13 protein-coding genes and 1 pseudogene are annotated in these 16,760 nt (G+C 67.3%); 10 read left to right on the top strand and 4 right to left on the bottom strand.

Annotated features, from left to right (window positions below; genetic code table 11):
- The 5 genes from TSH20_RS32010 to TSH20_RS31990 all read left to right on the top strand — a co-directional run.
- Window positions 1–308, top strand: a 308-nt coding sequence (locus TSH20_RS32010) for a transketolase C-terminal domain-containing protein (RefSeq protein WP_282183593.1), incomplete at its 5' end; no start/stop codon positions are given.
- Window positions 309–506: 198 nt separating this feature from the next.
- Window positions 507–1,532 (top strand): PAS domain-containing sensor histidine kinase, encoded by a 1,026-nt coding sequence (locus TSH20_RS32005; protein ID WP_247871730.1) that lies wholly within the window; start codon window positions 507–509, stop codon window positions 1,530–1,532.
- A 92-nt stretch (window positions 1,533–1,624) separates the two neighbouring features.
- Window positions 1,625–2,407, top strand: a complete 783-nt coding sequence (locus TSH20_RS32000) for a TlyA family RNA methyltransferase (protein WP_109157762.1) — start codon at window positions 1,625–1,627, stop codon at window positions 2,405–2,407.
- A gap of 475 nt (window positions 2,408–2,882) precedes the next feature.
- Window positions 2,883–4,382, top strand: coding sequence for an ATPase domain-containing protein (locus TSH20_RS31995; RefSeq protein WP_109157761.1), 1,500 nt, complete (start codon window positions 2,883–2,885; stop codon window positions 4,380–4,382).
- Window positions 4,379–6,520, top strand: a complete 2,142-nt coding sequence (locus tag TSH20_RS31990; RefSeq protein WP_109157760.1) for an ATP-binding protein — start codon at window positions 4,379–4,381, stop codon at window positions 6,518–6,520. Before TSH20_RS31995 ends, TSH20_RS31990 begins: the two co-directional genes overlap by 4 nt.
- A 68-nt stretch (window positions 6,521–6,588) precedes the next feature.
- Here TSH20_RS31990 and TSH20_RS31985 read toward each other — a convergent pair whose 3' ends face one another.
- Both TSH20_RS31985 and TSH20_RS31980 read right to left on the bottom strand, forming a co-directional pair.
- A complete protein-coding gene (locus TSH20_RS31985) occupies window positions 6,589–8,088 on the bottom strand; it encodes a CoA-acylating methylmalonate-semialdehyde dehydrogenase (RefSeq protein ID WP_109157759.1) in 1,500 nt (499 codons plus the stop codon).
- Window positions 8,089–8,326: 238 nt separating this feature from the next.
- Window positions 8,327–9,700: an aspartate aminotransferase family protein gene (locus tag TSH20_RS31980; protein WP_109157758.1), complete on the bottom strand. Its 1,374-nt coding sequence runs from the start codon at window positions 9,698–9,700 to the stop codon at window positions 8,327–8,329.
- Between the two features lie 138 nt (window positions 9,701–9,838).
- Between TSH20_RS31980 and TSH20_RS31975 the strand changes: the two genes are divergently transcribed.
- The 5 genes from TSH20_RS31975 to TSH20_RS31955 all read left to right on the top strand — a co-directional run bounded on the left by TSH20_RS31975 (window position 9,839) and on the right by TSH20_RS31955 (window position 15,976).
- Window positions 9,839–10,780 carry a LysR family transcriptional regulator gene (locus TSH20_RS31975; RefSeq protein ID WP_109157757.1) on the top strand — a complete coding sequence of 314 codons (942 nt, stop codon included), beginning with the start codon at window positions 9,839–9,841 and terminating at the stop codon, window positions 10,778–10,780.
- A gap of 126 nt (window positions 10,781–10,906) precedes the next feature.
- Entirely contained in the window at window positions 10,907–11,167 is a 261-nt protein-coding gene (locus TSH20_RS31970) for a helix-turn-helix transcriptional regulator (protein WP_085086208.1), read from the top strand.
- Between the two features lie 81 nt (window positions 11,168–11,248).
- Complete coding sequence (locus TSH20_RS31965; protein WP_109157764.1) at window positions 11,249–13,015, top strand: SulP family inorganic anion transporter; 1,767 nt, start codon at window positions 11,249–11,251, stop codon at window positions 13,013–13,015.
- A 72-nt stretch (window positions 13,016–13,087) separates the two neighbouring features.
- Complete coding sequence (locus TSH20_RS31960) at window positions 13,088–15,127, top strand: AsmA family protein (protein ID WP_109157756.1); 2,040 nt, start codon at window positions 13,088–13,090, stop codon at window positions 15,125–15,127.
- 171 nt (window positions 15,128–15,298) lie between these two features.
- On the top strand, window positions 15,299–15,976 hold the full coding sequence (locus tag TSH20_RS31955) for a dienelactone hydrolase family protein (RefSeq protein WP_109157755.1): 678 nt from the start codon (window positions 15,299–15,301) through the stop codon (window positions 15,974–15,976).
- On the opposite strand, the gene TSH20_RS31950 is transcribed toward TSH20_RS31955, so the two are convergent.
- Together TSH20_RS31950 and TSH20_RS36285 are read right to left on the bottom strand one after the other, a co-directional pair.
- Window positions 15,888–16,655: a protein-methionine-sulfoxide reductase heme-binding subunit MsrQ gene (locus TSH20_RS31950; RefSeq protein ID WP_109157754.1), complete on the bottom strand. Its 768-nt coding sequence runs from the start codon at window positions 16,653–16,655 to the stop codon at window positions 15,888–15,890. The genes TSH20_RS31955 and TSH20_RS31950 overlap by 89 nt on opposite strands.
- A 2-nt stretch (window positions 16,656–16,657) precedes the next feature.
- Window positions 16,658–16,760: pseudogene (locus TSH20_RS36285) on the bottom strand (mononuclear molybdenum enzyme YedY); the annotation flags it as partial.

Raw genomic sequence — 16,760 nt, 5'->3', positions numbered from 1 at the left:
TGGCCGACGCCCGCTTCGCCAAGCCGCTGGACGAGGATCTGGTCCGCCGGCTCGCGCTGGAGCACGAGGTGCTGATCACCATCGAGGAAGGATCGGTCGGCGGGTTCGGCAGCTTCGTGCTGCAATTCCTGGCGACGGCCGGGCTGCTCGACGGCGGACTGAAGATCCGGCCGATGGTTCTGCCGGACCTCTATCTCGATCACGACTCGCCGGCCAAGCAGTATGAGACCGCCGGCCTGACCGCCCAGCAAATCGTCCGCACCGCGCTGCAGGCGTTGGGGATCGAGAGTGCCGCGGCGCGGGCCTGACCACTTCTTCCTTCGCCCATTCGCCGGGGGCATCCAAATGGCGTAATGCCATTTGTCTAGCGGCCTTTCGGGTTGTTGGACTGGTGTGGAGCGCGAGCGACGCCTTACACTTCCCAGGCTGAAATGGTAGCTCCCAGGACTTGGGGGAAGAGCCTGCGGCAGCGGATGGCTACGAGGTCAGGGGCGATGGCGCACATCATGGCGGTCACGGCATACCGCAACGCGGAGTTCGGCGCCGATCCGGGGGCGGATCGGGCGGCCGGCACCGACATTGCGGGCGTCGGCATCGACGATCCGGCGCTGTTGCGCAGCCTGCTGGATCAGACGCCGACACCCACCGCCCTGGTGGAGGGGGAGGGCGACCGCTGCGCCTTCGCCAACGCCGCCTTCCGGGCGCTGGGCGCGGTCGCGGGAACCAACCTGACGGAGCGTTTCCCGGCCCTGTCGCTGTCCATGCTGATCGAGGCACGGCGAACAGGCCAGCCGCAGCGCAACCGGGCCGCCAGTGACCGCACCACCGATGGCGAGCGGTTCTGGGATGTTCGGGTCACTCCGCTGCTGGGAGTCAACGGCGTCATCCGTGCCTTGATCGTCACTGCCGAGGAGACGCCGGAATCGGCAGCCGAGCATGACCGACGGCTGCGCGATGTCAGCCACCGGCTAAAGAACACGCTGCAACTGGTCTCCAGCCTGCTGACCCTTCAGACCCTGTCGAGCAAGGACCCCGAGGTCCGCCGCGCCCTGCAGAGCGCCGGCGGACGGGTCGGCATCGTCACCCAGGCCCACCAGCGCACCCACGGCGCCCTGCGGGCCGGCACCGTCGACATGGCGGTCCATCTGCGCGAACTGTGCCAGGAGCTTGAGGCGACGCTGCCCGGCGCCCACCGCGTCAAGGTCACGGCCGAGACGACCGAGATGCCGATGGAGTCGGTCATTCCCTTCAGCCTGATCGTCAGCGAACTGGTCGGCAACGCAGCACGCCACGCCTTTCCCGCCGGAGTGCCCGGCGATATCGACGTGCGGCTCGGCCATGGCGAAGGCGGCCGCATCCATCTGGAGGTCGTCGACCGCGGCATCGGCCTGCCGCAGGGCCTGGACGTCGCCCGTGCGTCGACGTTGGGGCTGAAGGTGGTGCGCGCCTTCGTCGGTCAGCTGCGCGGCCGGCTGACGGCGGACAGCAGCCCTTATGGCACCCGCGTGTCGGTGGATTTCCCGCCGGCCTGACGCCTGGCCGGCCGCCGCCTGGAACCGGGGCTTGCCCTTGTGGCGGTTCCGCGTCAGGAATGCGCCGTCACGAGTGAGCGAAGGGCGACGGCATGGCACGGGTGAGGGTTGACGTGGCGCTGGTGGAGCGCGGGCTGGCGGAAAGCCGGGCCAAGGCGCAGGCGCTGATCCTGGCCGGGCTGGTCTATTCCGAAACGAAGCGCATCGACAAGGCCGGCGACCTGATCGCGGCGGAGGCCCCGCTGGCGGTCAAGGGGCAGGACCATCCCTGGGTATCGCGCGGCGGGCTGAAGCTGGTGAAGGGGCTGGACGTCTTCGCCATCGACCCGACCGGCCTGACCGCGGTCGATGTCGGCGCCTCCACCGGCGGCTTCACCGACGTGCTGCTGACCCGCGGTGCCGCCAAGGTCTATGCCGTCGATGTCGGCCATGGCCAGCTGGCGTGGAAGCTGCGAACCGATCCGCGCGTGGTGGTTCTGGAGAAGACCAACGCCCGCCACCTGACCAGTGCTGAGATCCCGGATCCCATCGATCTGGTGGTGTGCGACGCCAGCTTCATCGGCCTGGAGATCGTGCTGCCGGCGGCGCTGGCCCTTGTGGTGCCGGGCGGGCGGCTGGTCGCACTCATCAAGCCGCAGTTCGAGGTCGGCAAGGGCCGCGTCGGCAAGGGCGGCGTGGTGCGCGAGCCGGAACTGCATAGGGAAGTCTGCGACCGCATCCGCGCGTGGCTGGATGCTCTTCCGGGCTGGCGTGTGCTGGACATCACCGAAAGCCCGATCACCGGACCGGAAGGGAACAAGGAGTTCCTGATCGGCGCGGTAAAGGACCTATCTTCGGATTCTGTGGCCGACGGCAGCCCCGACCTTCCGGGCTGACCGGCGCCAGGCTATGGCTGTACCCGTTCCATTGTTCTATGCCGAAGGGTCGATGAGGATAGCCCAGGCTGCGCCCAGTAGAGCAACGCATTAGATTTGGACGACCGCGTTTAACGGTCAGGATCGCTGCGTGCAGAATTATCTTCGTCCATTGATCCTCCACCTCACCCCGGTGCCGTGCGTCGCAACCGCGTGTTGCCCGAGTTGTGGCTGATGGTGGCCGGGGCTGGCCAGGACTTGGCGGTTCAGGATTTGGCGATTGCGCGCCGGACTCCCCGCCGCGTGCTTGCAGGCACCGCCGCCATTACGTCGGAGACGGCGCTACCCCGCCTCAGCGGCATACCCGCCCACCTCCGGCCCGCTTTTCAGACAGTGCATGACTTTCCGCATGCGCGGCGTGTTGTTTCAGACATTCCGGACTGCGCTCCGGCGCATGCGTTGCCCGACACCCTATTGACGGATATCCCAGCCCGCCATGTCCGCATCCTCTGAACAGCCGCACAAGGCGCGAACCGGCGTTGCCGGCCTTGACGACATCCTCGTCGGCGGCCTCGCCCGCGACCGTGTCTTCCTGCTCGAGGGTAGCCCCGGCACCGGCAAGACCACGATTGCCCTGCAGTTCCTGCTGGAGGGCGCGGCGGCCGGTGAAACCGGACTCTACATCACCCTGTCGGAAACCGAGGGCGAACTGCGCAGCGCCGCATCCGTGCATGGCTGGACGCTCGGCGAGGAAATCACGGTGTTCGAGCTGGTTCCGCCGGAGAGCCTGCTCGACGAGGCACACCAGCAGAGTCTGCTCTATTCGTCCGACCTCGAACTCGGAGAAACGACCAAGTTGATGTTCGACGCGATCGGGCGGAGCAAGCCGATGCGGATCGTCCTCGACAGCCTGTCGGAGATCCGGCTGCTGGCCCAGAGTTCGTTGCGATACCGGCGCCAGATCCTCGCCCTCAAGCATTATTTCGCCCGGCACGGCGCCACCGTGCTGCTGCTCGACGACTTGACCACCGACACCATGGACAAGACGGTCCACAGCATCGCGCACGGCGTGATCCGCCTGGAGATGCTGACGCCGGCCTACGGCGCGGAGCGGCGGCGCCTGCGGGTGCTCAAGTACCGTGGGCAGGCATACCGCGGCGGCTTCCATGACTGTACGATCACCACCGGCGGTTTCCAGGTGTTCCCTCGGCTGGTCGCTGCGGAACATCGGACCGGCTTCGCCGGAGAGCGTCTGGCCAGTGGCATCGCCGAACTCGACACGCTGCTGGGCGGCGGCATGGAGCGCGGATCGAGCACCCTGATCATCGGCCCCGCTGGGACCGGAAAATCGCTGCTGGCGGTTCAGTTCACGATGGCCGCCATCGCACGGGGAGAGCGGGCTGCTCTTTTCGTCTTCGACGAGGAGCTTGGCCTGCTGTTCGCCCGGACCAGGGCGATGGGCTTCGATCTTGAAGCCATGCGGAATCGCGGCAGCCTGCTCGTCGAGCAGGTGGATGCGGCGGAACTCGCGCCCGGCGAGTTCACCCACCGGGTCCGCGCCTGCGTCGATGACCAGCAGATCCGCACGGTGGTGATCGACAGCCTCAACGGCTATCAGGCGGCGATGCCGGAAGAGCAGCTTCTGGTGCTGCATCTTCACGAACTGCTCCTGTACCTCAACCGCCAGGGTGTGACGACCTTCCTCACCATCGCGCAGCACGGCCTGATCGGTGACATGCAGGCGCCGGTCGATGTCACCTATCTCGCCGATACCGTCGTTCTTCTGCGCTATTTCGAGGCGCTGGGCCGCGTCCGCCGGGCGATCTCGGTGATCAAGAAGCGCGCCGGTCCGCACGAGGACACGATCCGCGAATACCGGATCAACGACAGCGGCATCAGCATGGGACCGCCGCTGGACGCGTTCCAGGGGGTGCTGCGCGGCGTGCCAGTCTATATCGGCCAGGGCGGACCGTTGCTGAAGGATGATCCGGCTTGAACGAGGTCGCCAGCACGGAACGCGCGCTGATCCTCGCGCCGCATGGACGGGATGCCACAGTCGCTTGCGCCTTGCTGGGCGAAGTCGGGATCGCCGCGCATGCCTGTGCCGACCTGCCGGCACTTTGCACAGCGCTGGAAGAGGGGGCCGGACTGCTCATCCTCGCGGAGGAGGCGGTTCGGACCGCCGATCTCCAGGGACTTGCCGCATGGATCGGCGCGCAGCCGCCATGGTCGGACCTTCCCGTCATTCTGCTCACCTTGCGGGGCGATGGTGCCGAACGTACGCCCGAGGCGGCGCGCCTGACCGAACTGCTTGGCAACGTCACCTTTGTGGAGCGTCCCTTCCACCCGACCACCCTGGTCAGCGTCGTGCGGACCTGTCTGCGCGGCCGTCGCCGGCAATATGAGGCAAGGGCGAGGCTGGTGGAGCGCGAGCGTCTGCTGGCGGACCTCGCCGACGAACGGGCGCGCTTCGAAACGCTGGTGGAGCACCTGCCGGTGGCGGTTAACCTGATGGACCGGAATGGCCAGACCATTCTGTCCAACCCGGCCTTCCGGCGTTTCTTTCCGGATTCCGTAATCCCTTCCCGGCGGCCGGACGGCGAGGCGAGCTGGATCGGGTACGATGAGCAGGGCCGTCGCCTGCCACGCGATCAGTATGTCGCAGTGAGAGCCCTGCGCGGTGAGACCGTCAGCGGCATCGAGTTCATCTATCGTCCTGAGGGCGATCAGCCGGTCTGGACCCGTGTCAGTGGCGTGCCGGTGCGGGACACCACCGGCAAAGTGGTCGGAGCGCTCGCCGTCATCGTCGACATCAGCGACCAGAAGGCGGCGCAGGAGGCTTTGCAGCGCCTTACCGAAACGCTGGAATTCAAGGTGCAGGAACGCACACGGGAATTGGCGGCGACGCTCGACCAACTGCGCGACGAGATCCGCGACCGCGAACGCGCCGAAGAGCAACTGCGTCAGACGCAGAAGCTGGAGACCCTCGGCCAGCTTACCGGCGGTGTCGCGCACGACTTCAACAATCTGCTGATGGCGGTTCTCGGCAATCTGGAGTTGCTGCGCAAACGCCTTCCTGCCGATCCGACGACGGAGCGCCTTTTCGACGGCGCCATGCAGGGAGCCCGACGCGGAGCGACACTGACCCAAAGGCTTCTGGCTTTCGCCCGTCGCCAGGATCTGCAGCCGCAGGCGGTGGATCTTGCCGGGCTGCTGGATGGTATGAAAACGCTGTTGGAACGTTCGGTCGGCCCGCGCATCGTCATCCGCATCGACGCCCGTCATGCGACGGCGCCGGCGCTGATCGATCCCAACCAGCTTGAACTGGCGATCCTGAATCTCGCCGTGAATGCCCGCGATTCCATGCCCGACGGCGGCACGCTCACCGTGACGGTGGACGAGGCGCCGGTACCCGTCGCGTCTGGACTGCCCCCCGGTTCCTACCCGTATGTGAGCGTGCGGGACACCGGCACAGGGATGGATGAGGCAACGCTTGCGCGGGCGATCGAGCCATTCTTTTCGACCAAGGGCATCGGCAAAGGCACCGGGCTGGGGTTGTCGATGGTCCACGGCTTGGCGGTGCAGTCCGGCGGTGCGTTCCGGTTGTCGAGCGTTCCGGGTCAGGGGACGCTGGTTGAGCTGTGGCTGCCTAAGGCGACGACGCCGGCCCAGGCCGCCGAGTTGCCGCCGGCCCCGGCGGCCGATGTGTCTCCCGCCGTGGTGCTGGTGGTCGACGATGACGCGCTGATCGCCATGAGCACCGTCGACATGTTGGCCGATCTCGGACACACGGTCCTTGAAGCGGGATCGGGTGTCGAGGCGCTGGAGCTTCTGCGCAGCGGGCAGGCGGTCGACCTGCTGCTGACGGACTATGCGATGCCCGGCATGACCGGGGTCGAGCTTGCCCAGGCGGCCCGTGCCATGGTTCCGGATTTGCCGGTGCTGCTGGCGACGGGATATGCCGACCTGCCGGAGGGGGTCGTCGCCGACCTGCCGCGGCTTGCCAAGCCATACACGCAGCACCAACTCGCCGTCGCGACAGCAAAGCTGTTGGCCAAGACGTCAAGGACTTCGGCACATGCCAAGCCGAGTGGCGGTCTCCACCTGGAGCCGCAAACCGGAATTCACCGCTAGGGACACACGCAAAAGCACGCGGAAGCCGGTGCCTTCCTCGGCACCGGCGTCACGACGGACGGCGATTTTTACTTCATGGAAGGGAAGGCGAACTGGGCGCCTTCGCGGATCCCGCCGGTCGGCCAGCGCTGGGTGATGGTCTTGCGGCGGGTGTAGAAGCGCACGCCGTCCGGACCATAGGCCGACAGATCGCCGAACAGCGACCGCTTCCAGCCGCCGAAGCTGTGGTAGGCGACCGGGACCGGCAGCGGCACGTTGATGCCGACCATGCCGACCTTGATCATGTCGCCGAAATAGCGGGCGGCCTCGCCGTCGCGGGTGAACAGGCAGGTGCCATTGCCGTATTCGTGGGCGTCGATCAGGTCCATGCCCTCCTGCATCGACTTCACCCGGACGAGGCAGAGGACCGGGCCGAAGATCTCCTCCCGGTAGATCGTCATCTCCGGGGTGACGCGGTCGAACAGGCAGCCGCCCAGGAAGTTGCCGTTCTCGTGCCCCGGCACCACCAGCCCGCGGCCGTCGACCACCAGCTCGGCGCCCTCGGCGACGCCCTGGTCGACATAGGCCTTCACCTTTTCGTAATGCGCGCGGGTGACCAGCGGCCCCATTTCGCAGCCGGCCGAAGTGCCGGCGCCGACCTTCAGGTCGCGCAGCGCCACCGACAGCTTCTCCTTCAGCCGGTCGGCCACCTCGTCGCCCACCGCGACCACCACCGAGATCGCCATGCAGCGCTCACCGCAGGAGCCATAGGCCGCGCCCATCAGAGCGTTGACGGCGTTGTCCAGATCGGCGTCGGGCATGACGATGGCGTGGTTCTTGGCGCCGCCCAGCGCCTGCACCCGCTTGCCCTTTGTGCTGGCGGTCGAATAGACATACTCGGCGATGGGGGTGGAGCCGACGAAGCTGACGCCCTGCACCCGCGGGTCGGTCAGCAGCGTGTCCACCGCCTCCTTGTCGCCATTGACGACGTTCAGCACGCCGGGCGGCAGGCCGGCCTCCAGCGCCAGCTGGGCGATCAGCAGGGCAGAGCTGGGATCGCGCTCCGACGGCTTCAGGACGAAGGTGTTCCCGCAGGCGATGGCGATCGGGTACATCCACAGCGGGACCATCGCCGGGAAATTGAAGGGCGTGATGCCGGCAACGACGCCCAGCGGCTGGAATTCCGACCAGCTGTCGATGGCCGGCCCGACATTCTTGGAGAACTCGCCCTTCAGCAGCTCCGGCACGCCGCAGGCATATTCGACATTCTCGATGCCGCGGGTCAGCTCGCCGAAGGCGTCGTCCAGGACCTTGCCGTGCTCCGCCGTGATGAGGGTGCAGATGCGCTCGGCATTCTCCTCCAGCAACTGCTTGAAGCGGTACATGACGCGGGCGCGCTTGGCCGGCGGCGTGGCACGCCAAGCCGGGAAGGCGGCCTCGGCGGCGGCGATGGCCTCTTCCACCGTGGCACGGGATGCCAATGCGACCTGTCCGGCCACGTCACCGGTGGCGGGATTGACGATGTCGGCGGTGCGGGTGTCGGCGGGCGCGTCAGTCTTGCCGCCGATCAGGTGGGCAACGATGGTCATGGGGCGGTTCCTGGGGGTATGAATCTTCGCGAAGTTAGACCCCCGCCTATCCCTCCCCGCTCTCAGCGGACCTACGGTCCGCCTGCCGCGTCAGCACAAAGCAAAGCTTTGTGCGAGAGTCGGGCGGGGGAGGGAACTCCGCCGCAGCGTATAAGCCCCCGTCCCTTGCGAAGCGGGGGAGGGAAGGGGCCCGCGGCGTCAGCCGCGGGAAGGGTGGGGGCAATGGGTGGGCCGACGCTTACGCCGTTGCCTGGATGGCGTCGGCGACGACGTCGAACAGGCGGTCGAGGTCAGCCGGTTCGCTGTAGAAATGCGGGCCGAACTGCAGCGTATCGCCGCCGAAACGCACGTAATAGCCGGCCTTCCAGCACTTCTCGCCGATCTCATAGGGCCGGCGGGCCGGTTCGCCCGGAAGCGGGGTGATGGTGACGGCGCCGGTCAGGCCATAGTTGCGGATGTCGGCGACGTTCTTCAGCCCCTTCAACCCGTGGATCAGGTTTTCGAAGTGCGGTGCCAGCGCCGCGGCTTTCTCCCACAGCTTCTCCCGCTCGAAGATGTCGAGCGCGGCCAGACCGGCGGCGCAGGCGACCGGGTGGGCGGAATAGGTGTAGCCGTGCGGGAACTCCACCATGTACTCCGGCCCGCCATTGTCCATGAAGGCCTGGTAGATGTCGTGCTTTGCCACCACGGCGCCCATCGGCACCGCGCCGTTGGTCAGACCCTTGGCGACGTTCATGATGTCCGGGACCACGCCGAAGGCGTCGGCGCCGAAGGGGGCGCCCATGCGGCCGAAGCCGGTGATGACCTCGTCGAAGATCAGCAGGATGGAATGCTTGTCGCAGATCTCGCGCAGCCGCTGCAGGTAGCCCTTCGGCGGCGGCAGCACGCCGGCAGAGCCGGCCAGCGGCTCGACGATCACGGCGGCGATGTTGGAGGCGTCGTGCAGCGCCACCAGTTCCTCCAGCGCGTCGGCCAGGAAGGCGCCTTCCTCCGGCATGCCCTTCACGAACAGGTTCTGCGGCAGCAGGGTGTGGGGCAGATGGTCGGCATCGACGCCGGTGCCGAACAGCTTGCGGTTGCCGCCGATGCCGCCCAGGCTGGTGCCGCCGAAATTGACGCCGTGATAACCCTTGGACCGGCCGATCAGCTTGGTCTTGGTCGGCTGGCCCTTCATCCGCCAATAGGCCCGCGCCATCTTCAGCGAGGTGTCGGCGGCCTCGGAACCCGAACCGACGAAGAAGACATGGTCAAGGCCGGCTGGGGTCATCGACGCCAGCTTGTGCGCCAGCTTGAAGGCGGCCGGATGGCCGTGCTGGAAGGCCGGGCTGTAATCCAGTTCCGCGATCTGGCGGGCGACCGCCTCGGAGATCTCGCGGCGGCAATGGCCGGCGCCGCTGCACCACAGGCCGGACAGGCTGTCGTAGATCTTGCGGCCTTCGGCGTCCCAGTACCAAGTCCCCTCCGCCTTCACGATCATGCGGGGGTTGTTCTTGAACTGGCGGTTGCCGCTGAACGGCATCCAATGGGCGTCAAGTTCCTCGCGCGTCAGTCCGGCAGCCTTGTCGAAAGACTGGCCGAGGGACTGGGTGTGATCGTTGTCCAGGGGTGCCATCCGCTGTTCTCCCGCATCCGTTGGGGGCGCTGTCGCCGGAAAGTGTGCGCGGTTCCTGGTTGTGATTAAATCCAAACTATAAGAACTTCACATAACCGTTCACTTACCTATCACGCCCACATCCCCCACGGTTCCAGCATGAGCAAGCCCACACGGTCTCCCACCCGGCCCATGGCCCCCATCGGCGATGCCGACATCCGGCTGCTGCGCGTGTTCCGGACGGTGGTGGAGTGCGGCGGCTTTTCCGCCGCCGAGGTGGAACTGAACATCAGCCGGGCGGCGATCAGCCAGCACATGGCCGATCTCGAGCGGCGGCTTGGCCTGACGCTGTGCCGACGCGGGCGGGCGGGTTTCCGGCTGACCGACGAAGGGCATCTGGCCTATGAGGCGACGCTGCGCCTGCTGGCCAGCACCGAGAGTTTCCGCAGCGAGATCAACACCCTGCATGGCCGCCTGCGCGGCGAATTGAACATCGGGATCACCGACAACCTCGTCACCATGCCGCAGATGCGGGTGACGCACGCCCTTCGCGGCCTGAAACGGCTGGCGCCCGAGGTCCGCGTCAACATCCGCATGATTCCGCCCAACGAGATCGAGCGGGGCGTGCTGGACGGGCAGTTGCACGTCGGCGTCGTCCCGGTCCGCAGAGGTCTGCCCGGGCTGGCCGGTCTTCCGCTTTACCAGGAGGAATCTCTGCTCTATTGCGGCGACGGCCATCCGCTGTTCGACCGTCCCGAGGGAACGGTGACGCGCGAGGCGGTGGAGGCGGCCGACGCCGTGGCGCCGACCCAGGCGCAGCTTCCCCATGAGCTGAACAACACCGCGACGGCCACCGACCGCGAAGGGGTGGCGTTCCTGATCCTCACCGGCTGCTATGTCGGCTTCCTGCCCACCCATTATGCCCAGCAATGGGTCGAGCGCGGCATGATGCGGGCGCTGCTGCCCGACACCTTCCATCATGCCCTGGAGTTCCAGGTGGTGACGAAGAAGGGCGCCCAGCCGAATCTGGTGTTGGAGCGGTTCCTGAATGTCTTGCGCGGCGACGGCAAGAGCTTGGATGCCGAATTGCCGCTCCCCTGAGGTGCTCGGGTCGTTATGGTCGTGGCCGGATTGCGCGGCTGCGTTCCTGAACATCCCTATTGATATTTAAAACGTCATTATGCATATTCTGAACATAGTTACAGATGTATCAGCGTGGTGTGCAGGATGATCACGGCTTCGCAGATGCGCGCCGCTCGGGCGCTCCTGGGGATCGACCAGAAGACACTCGCCGAAATGGCCGGACTGTCCGTCCCGACCATTCAGCGCATGGAGGCGAGCGACGGAAATGTGCGCGGCGTGGTCGACAGCCTGACCAAGGTGGTCGATGCCCTCACCCAGGCCGGGATCGAACTGATCGGCGAGAATGCGCAGAGCATCGCCGGCGGCCGTGGCGTCCGGTTGAGGACACCGACGGAAAAATCCTGACTCCACCCCGATCGAACCTGCGACGGCGACCGCCGACCTGATGCCGACGATCCCGCCGCCTTATTGAAGGCCGCCGGACAGATGACAGCCCGAACCGAACCGATTTCCCAACCTCGTCAGCCCAGTTTTGCCGAACTGTTCACCCCGAAGCTCGTCACCATTCTGCGCGAGGGGTACGGATTATCGAATTTCCGCGCCGATGCGATTGCCGGGCTGACGGTGGCCATCGTCGCGCTTCCACTTTCCATGGCGATCGCCATCGCATCCGGCGCGTCGCCGGCCCAGGGGCTCTACACCGCGATCTTCGGCGGTTTTCTGGTGTCCGCTCTCGGCGGCAGCCGGTTCCAGATCGGCGGCCCCGCCGGCGCCTTCATCGTGCTGGTCGCCGCCACGGTCCAGGCGCACGGCATGGACGGGCTGATCCTCGCCACCATGCTGTCCGGCCTGATCCTGGCGGCCATCGGCTTTCTGCAGTTGGGCACCTACATCAAGTTCATGCCCTATCCGGTGACGGTTGGCTTCACCGCCGGCATCGCCGTCATCATCTTCGCCAGCCAGATCAAGGATCTGCTCGGGCTGACCCTGGGCGTACCGGAGCCGGGGCCGCTGCTCGACAAGTTGCCGGTGCTGTGGTCGAGCCTGCCGACGGCGAAGCCTGCGGCGGTCGGGCTGGCGCTGGCGTCGATCGGCATCATCACCGGTCTGAAAATTCTGCGGCCCCATTGGCCGGGCATGCTGATCGCCGTCGCCGGAAGCGCGGCGGTGACCGCCGGCCTTGGCCTGGAGGTCGCGACGATCGGCACCGATTTCGGCGGCATTCCGCCGGGCCTGCCGATGCCGAGCCTGCCGGCCATCACCCTGGACAAGATCCAGGCGGTCCTGCCGAGCGCCGTGTCGTTCGCGCTGCTCGGCTCCATCGAATCGCTGCTCTCGGCGGTGGTCGCCGACGGCATGACCGGGCGCCGCCATCGTTCCAACTGCGAACTGGTCGGGCAGGGCGCCGCCAACGTCGCCTCGGCCCTGTTCGGGGGATTCTGCGTCACCGGCACCATCGCCCGCACGGCGACCAATGTTCGCGCCGGTGCCCACGGGCCGGTTTCCGGCATGATGCACTCCGCGTTCCTGATGGTTTTCGTGCTGGTCGCGGCGCCGCTGGCCAGCTTCATTCCGCTGGCCAGTCTTGCCGGCGTGCTGGCGGTCGTCTCCTGGAACATGGTCGAGAAGCCGGCCTTCGCGCTGCTGTTGCGCTCCTCGCGCGGGGACGCCGCGGTGCTGCTGTCGACCTACCTGCTCACCATCTTCCGCGGTCTGTCGGAAGCCATCGTCATCGGCTTCGCGCTCGGTTCGGTGCTGTTCATCCATCGCATGTCGAAGGTGACCGCGATCGAGAGCCAGACCCCGTTCGTCGCCGAGGACCGGCCTGACGGTGTCTCCTCCGCCCGCACGCCCTACAATGAAGCCGCCGCCGATCCCGATGTGGTCATCTACCGCATCTCCGGCGTGTTCTTCTTCGGCGCGGCGGCCTCCATCGGTTCGGTGCTCGACCGCATCGCCGACACGCATCGGGTGCTGATTGTCGATTTCGGCGCCGTGCCGTTTCTCGATTCCACCGCCGCCAACACCATCGAAGGGTTGGCGCACAAGGCGGCCCGGCGCGGCGTGAAAGTGATCCTGACCGGGACCAGCCACGCGCTGCGGCAGGACCTGTTCAACCATGGCCTCAAGCCGCCTCTCGTCACTTATGAACGGACGATCGAGGTCAGCCTGCGCAAGCTGCGGCGGAGCGATCGGCGTATGACCGCCGGGGCGGACTCATCCGCCGAGACGTGGCGGGGCAACGAAGGGTAGGATCGCCTATTGTCCGGCACGGGAGGCGGGCGCCGTAAAAGCGGTGCCCTCTTCGCGGCAAAGGGGGGCGTCATGAGAAAGCTGCTGATCGCACTGGCCGTCATCGTCGGTATGGTCGTCGTCGCGGTGGCCGCTCTGCCCTTTGTCCTGACCGGGGATTTCATAGCCCAGCGCATCTCCGCGGCGGTGAAGGAGCGCACCGGCCGCGATCTCGATCTCCGGATCGCTTCGGTATCTCTGTTCCCGCGGGTGAAAGCGGTGATCGCATCGGCGGCCTTGTCCGACCTGCCTGGCAGCGGACGTCCGCCGATGGTCGAGGTCGGGAGGACCGACCTGAAAATGCCGCTGTGGCCCTTGCTGCGCGGCACCGTCGAACTGGAACGCCTGCATGTCGACGGACTTCGGGCCAATCTGGTGGTGGATGCCGGCGGGAGGCGCAATTGGGACTTTGGCGCCCAGGGCGCCAACCGGGGCGGTCAGCCGGCCGGCCCGCAAGGGCAGCGGCCGCAAGATCTTCCCGACCTGCGCTTGGGCGACGTCCGCATCGGCAGTGTGGCGGCCACCTACTCCGACCAGCGGTCCGGCCAGTCCGTCGCCCTGTCGGATGGATCGCTGGTCGTGGCCATGCCCGATCTCGACACGCCGGCCCATATCGAAGGCCACGCCGCGGTCAATGACCGGGCGCTGACCCTGATGGCCCAGATCGCCTCCCCGCGCGCGCTGGCCGCAGGCAAGCCGACGGCGGCGCGCGGTCGGCTGGCATCCGACCTGTTCGAGGTCAAGCTGGATGCGAAACCGGAGGCCGACGGGCGTACCGGCGGGCCGCTGTCGGCGTCGGTGCCGGACGTTACCGCCCTGGCGGATTGGCTCGGGGTTCCGAACGCCGGGACTCTGCCGGTGCGTACGGTCCATCTCATCGGCAAGGCTGGTCTCGGTGGGCCGCAGGCGTCGCTGGACGATTTCAATCTGGTGCTCGACGATGTCAAGGCGAGCGGCGCCGTGCGCGCCGATTGGTCCGGCAAGGTGCCGACCGTGACGCTGCGGACGTCGGTCGATCCGGTCGACCTCGACCGCTTTCTTCCAGCCCCCGCTCCCGCCCCGGCTGCGCCGGCCCAGGGACCCGCGCCGGCTTCCGCGGACGCCGGCTGGAGCGACGAGCCGATCGACGTTTCACCGTTGCGGCGTCTGAACCTGGATGCGGTCGTCGACAGCAAGGGGACCCGAATCCGAGGCATCGCGATCGGGCCAAGCCGGATCAGCATCAACCTGCGGGACGGCGTTCTCGCGGTCGATGCGCCAAACCTTCCCGCCTTCGGCGGCCATACCGGCAGCGGCCTGACGGTGGACGCCACGAAGCAGCCGGCGAGCTATGCGCTGAAGATGACCGCCAACGGCCTGCAGGCCGAACAGGTGCTGGCCACCTTCGCCGGGACCAACGTGATTCGCGGGACAACCGCGCTGAACATCGACGTGACCTCGGCCGGCGGCAGCCAGAAGACGCTGGTGTCCGCCCTGATGGGGACGGCCCACATCCTGTTCCGCGACGGTGCGCTGCGGGGGATCAACATCGCGGCCATCCTGCGCGATCCGGTCGCCGCCGCGTCCGGGCGACTGCAGGCCGCGGCACGGGAAACCGACTTCGCCGAGTTCGGGGGCAACTTCCGCCTCGATCACGGGGTGGCCCGCACCGGCGACCTGCGCATGCTGGCGCCGATCTTTCGCGTGGAGGGACAAGGCACGGTGTCGCTGCCGGATCGGCGTCTGGACCTCCGCCTCGAACCGACAGTGACATCGAGCCTGAAGGGGCAGGGTGGGCAGTTCCAGCAAGCCGGCGTGACGGTCCCCGTCCTGGTGACGGGGAGCTTCGGCGCACCTTCGATCCAGCCCGATTTCAGCGGGGTCGCCCTGTCCGCCATCAAGGACCCGGCAAAGGCCGCAGAGGCGGTAAGACGCCTGAAGGAAGGCGCCTCACCGGCCGACATACTCGGCGGCTTCCTCGGCTCAGGCGATTCCGGCAACTCCGGCGCCACCGACAAGCCGGCGGGAAACCTTCCCCTGCCCATTCCGGGTGGTCAGTTGCCGCCGGCCCTCAAGGACCTGTTCGGCCGGTGAAGCGCCCGGAGGACGCAATCTGCAGTCTGACGGAGCAATAATACGAACGGAAGGGCGGATATGACCATCGCGCCGGTCTGCTGCCCTGTCGCCAGTTGCCGTGACGGTCCAGCGCCTTATGATCCTGGGCAATGACCGCCTGGACGGTCTCGCAAGATGAGGGTTCGGGACATGAGTGACGCATCGGCCGCCGGCTGGATCGAACTGAAGGCGGCGGACGGCCACCGGCTGCGCGCCTATCGGGCGCCGGCCAAGGGCGAGGAGATCGGGCGCCTGATCGTGGCGCCGGAGATCTTCGGCATCAACCACCACATCCGCAGCGTCTGCGACGGCTTCGCTCAGCAGGGCTTCACCACCGTGGCGCCGGACCTGTTCGATCGGGCCGAACGCGGGGTCGAACTGCCCTATGACGATGCCGGCATTCAGAGGGGCATCGCGCTGAAGGGCGCGGTGGCGACCGTCGATGCCCTGCAGGACGTTGCCGCGGCGCTGGCCTATCTGGGCGGTGACGGGTCGGCCGCCATCGTCGGCTATTGCTGGGGCGGCAGCATCGCCTGGGCGGCGGCCTCGTCTCTGCCGGTGCGTGCGGCCATCGGCTATTACGGCGGGGAGATCGGCAAGACGCTGGACAGCGCCCCGCGCGTGCCGACCCTGCTTCATTTCGGCGAGCAGGACCACGCCATCCCGCTGTCGGTCGCCGAGGGGGTACGCTCGCGCTATCCGTGGGTGCCGGTGCATGTCTATCCGGCCGGCCACGGCTTCAACTGCGACGAGCGGGGGAGCTTCCATCCGGAAAGTGCGGTGCTTGCGCTTCGCCGGACCGTTGGACTGCTGCGGGCCGTGTTCTGACCGGAGCTTGCCGAGCTTCCTTCCGCCGTCTGTCCTTATGAGATCCCAGCCGGATCGGCCAGCGGCGGAAGGCCAGCAGCCCGATGCAGATCAGTGCATAGATCAGCGGCGTGGTCTGCCAGCCCTTCACCAACATGATGAAGTGCAGGCAGCCGGCCAGCCCGGCAATGAACACACCCTTGTGGAGGGCGCGCCAGCGCTTGCCGCCCAGCCGCTTCACCATGCCGTCGGTGGAGGTGGCGGCCAGTGCCGTCAGGATCAGGAAGGCGCCCATGCCGACCGTGATGTAGGGCCGCTTGACGATGTCCTTCCAGATCGCCGCCCAGTCGAAGAACTGGTCCAGCCCGATATAGGTGGACAGGTGGACGCAGGCGTAGAAGAAGGCGAACAGCCCCAGCATCCGGCGGAAGCGCGCCAGTCCGGCCACCCCCGTCAGCATGCGCAGCGGCGTCAGCGCCAGCGCGATCAGCAGGAAGCGCAGGGCCCAGAGTCCGCTGGCCTTGACGCTTTCCAGCACCGGCTCGGCGCCCAGCTCGCCGGTGTAGGCGAGCCAGACGGTCCAGACCAGGGGAACCAGGGCGGCGGTGAAGACGACCGGCTTGGCCCAGCGGGACGCAAGGGCGGCGTTGGCGGCGGTGCGCCAATCGACGCCGCCTGCGGTGGCTATGGGGGCGGGCATGGTCAGAAATTCGCCTTCAGGTCCATCCCGGCATAGAGCGACGCGACCTCTTCGCCGTAGCCGTTGAAGGGCAGCGTCTTGCGGCGGGAGAATTCGCCGACCCGC

The sequence above is a fragment of the Azospirillum sp. TSH20 genome (assembly GCF_003115935.1).
GTDB lineage: Bacteria > Pseudomonadota > Alphaproteobacteria > Azospirillales > Azospirillaceae > Azospirillum.
Note: the sequence above shows the minus strand (reverse complement) of the source record. Positions and strands in the feature narration are given on the sequence as shown.

Excerpts from the sequence above, each read along its gene's own strand:
- TSH20_RS31995 (WP_109157761.1), top strand. The coding sequence starts at position 2,883 with ATGTCCGCATCCTCTGAACAGCCGCACAAGGCGCGAACCGGCGTTGCC.
- TSH20_RS32000 (WP_109157762.1), top strand. The coding sequence starts at position 1,625 with ATGGCACGGGTGAGGGTTGACGTGGCGCTGGTGGAGCGCGGGCTGGCG.
- TSH20_RS31985 (WP_109157759.1), bottom strand. The coding sequence starts at position 8,088 with ATGACCATCGTTGCCCACCTGATCGGCGGCAAGACTGACGCGCCCGCC.
- TSH20_RS31955 (WP_109157755.1), top strand. The coding sequence starts at position 15,299 with ATGAGTGACGCATCGGCCGCCGGCTGGATCGAACTGAAGGCGGCGGAC.
- TSH20_RS31975 (WP_109157757.1), top strand. The coding sequence starts at position 9,839 with ATGAGCAAGCCCACACGGTCTCCCACCCGGCCCATGGCCCCCATCGGC.
- TSH20_RS31950 (WP_109157754.1), bottom strand. The coding sequence starts at position 16,655 with ATGCCCGCCCCCATAGCCACCGCAGGCGGCGTCGATTGGCGCACCGCC.
- TSH20_RS31980 (WP_109157758.1), bottom strand. The coding sequence starts at position 9,700 with ATGGCACCCCTGGACAACGATCACACCCAGTCCCTCGGCCAGTCTTTC.
- TSH20_RS31970 (WP_085086208.1), top strand. The coding sequence starts at position 10,907 with ATGATCACGGCTTCGCAGATGCGCGCCGCTCGGGCGCTCCTGGGGATC.
- TSH20_RS31965 (WP_109157764.1), top strand. The coding sequence starts at position 11,249 with ATGACAGCCCGAACCGAACCGATTTCCCAACCTCGTCAGCCCAGTTTT.
- TSH20_RS31960 (WP_109157756.1), top strand. The coding sequence starts at position 13,088 with ATGAGAAAGCTGCTGATCGCACTGGCCGTCATCGTCGGTATGGTCGTC.
- TSH20_RS32005 (WP_247871730.1), top strand. The coding sequence starts at position 507 with ATGGCGGTCACGGCATACCGCAACGCGGAGTTCGGCGCCGATCCGGGG.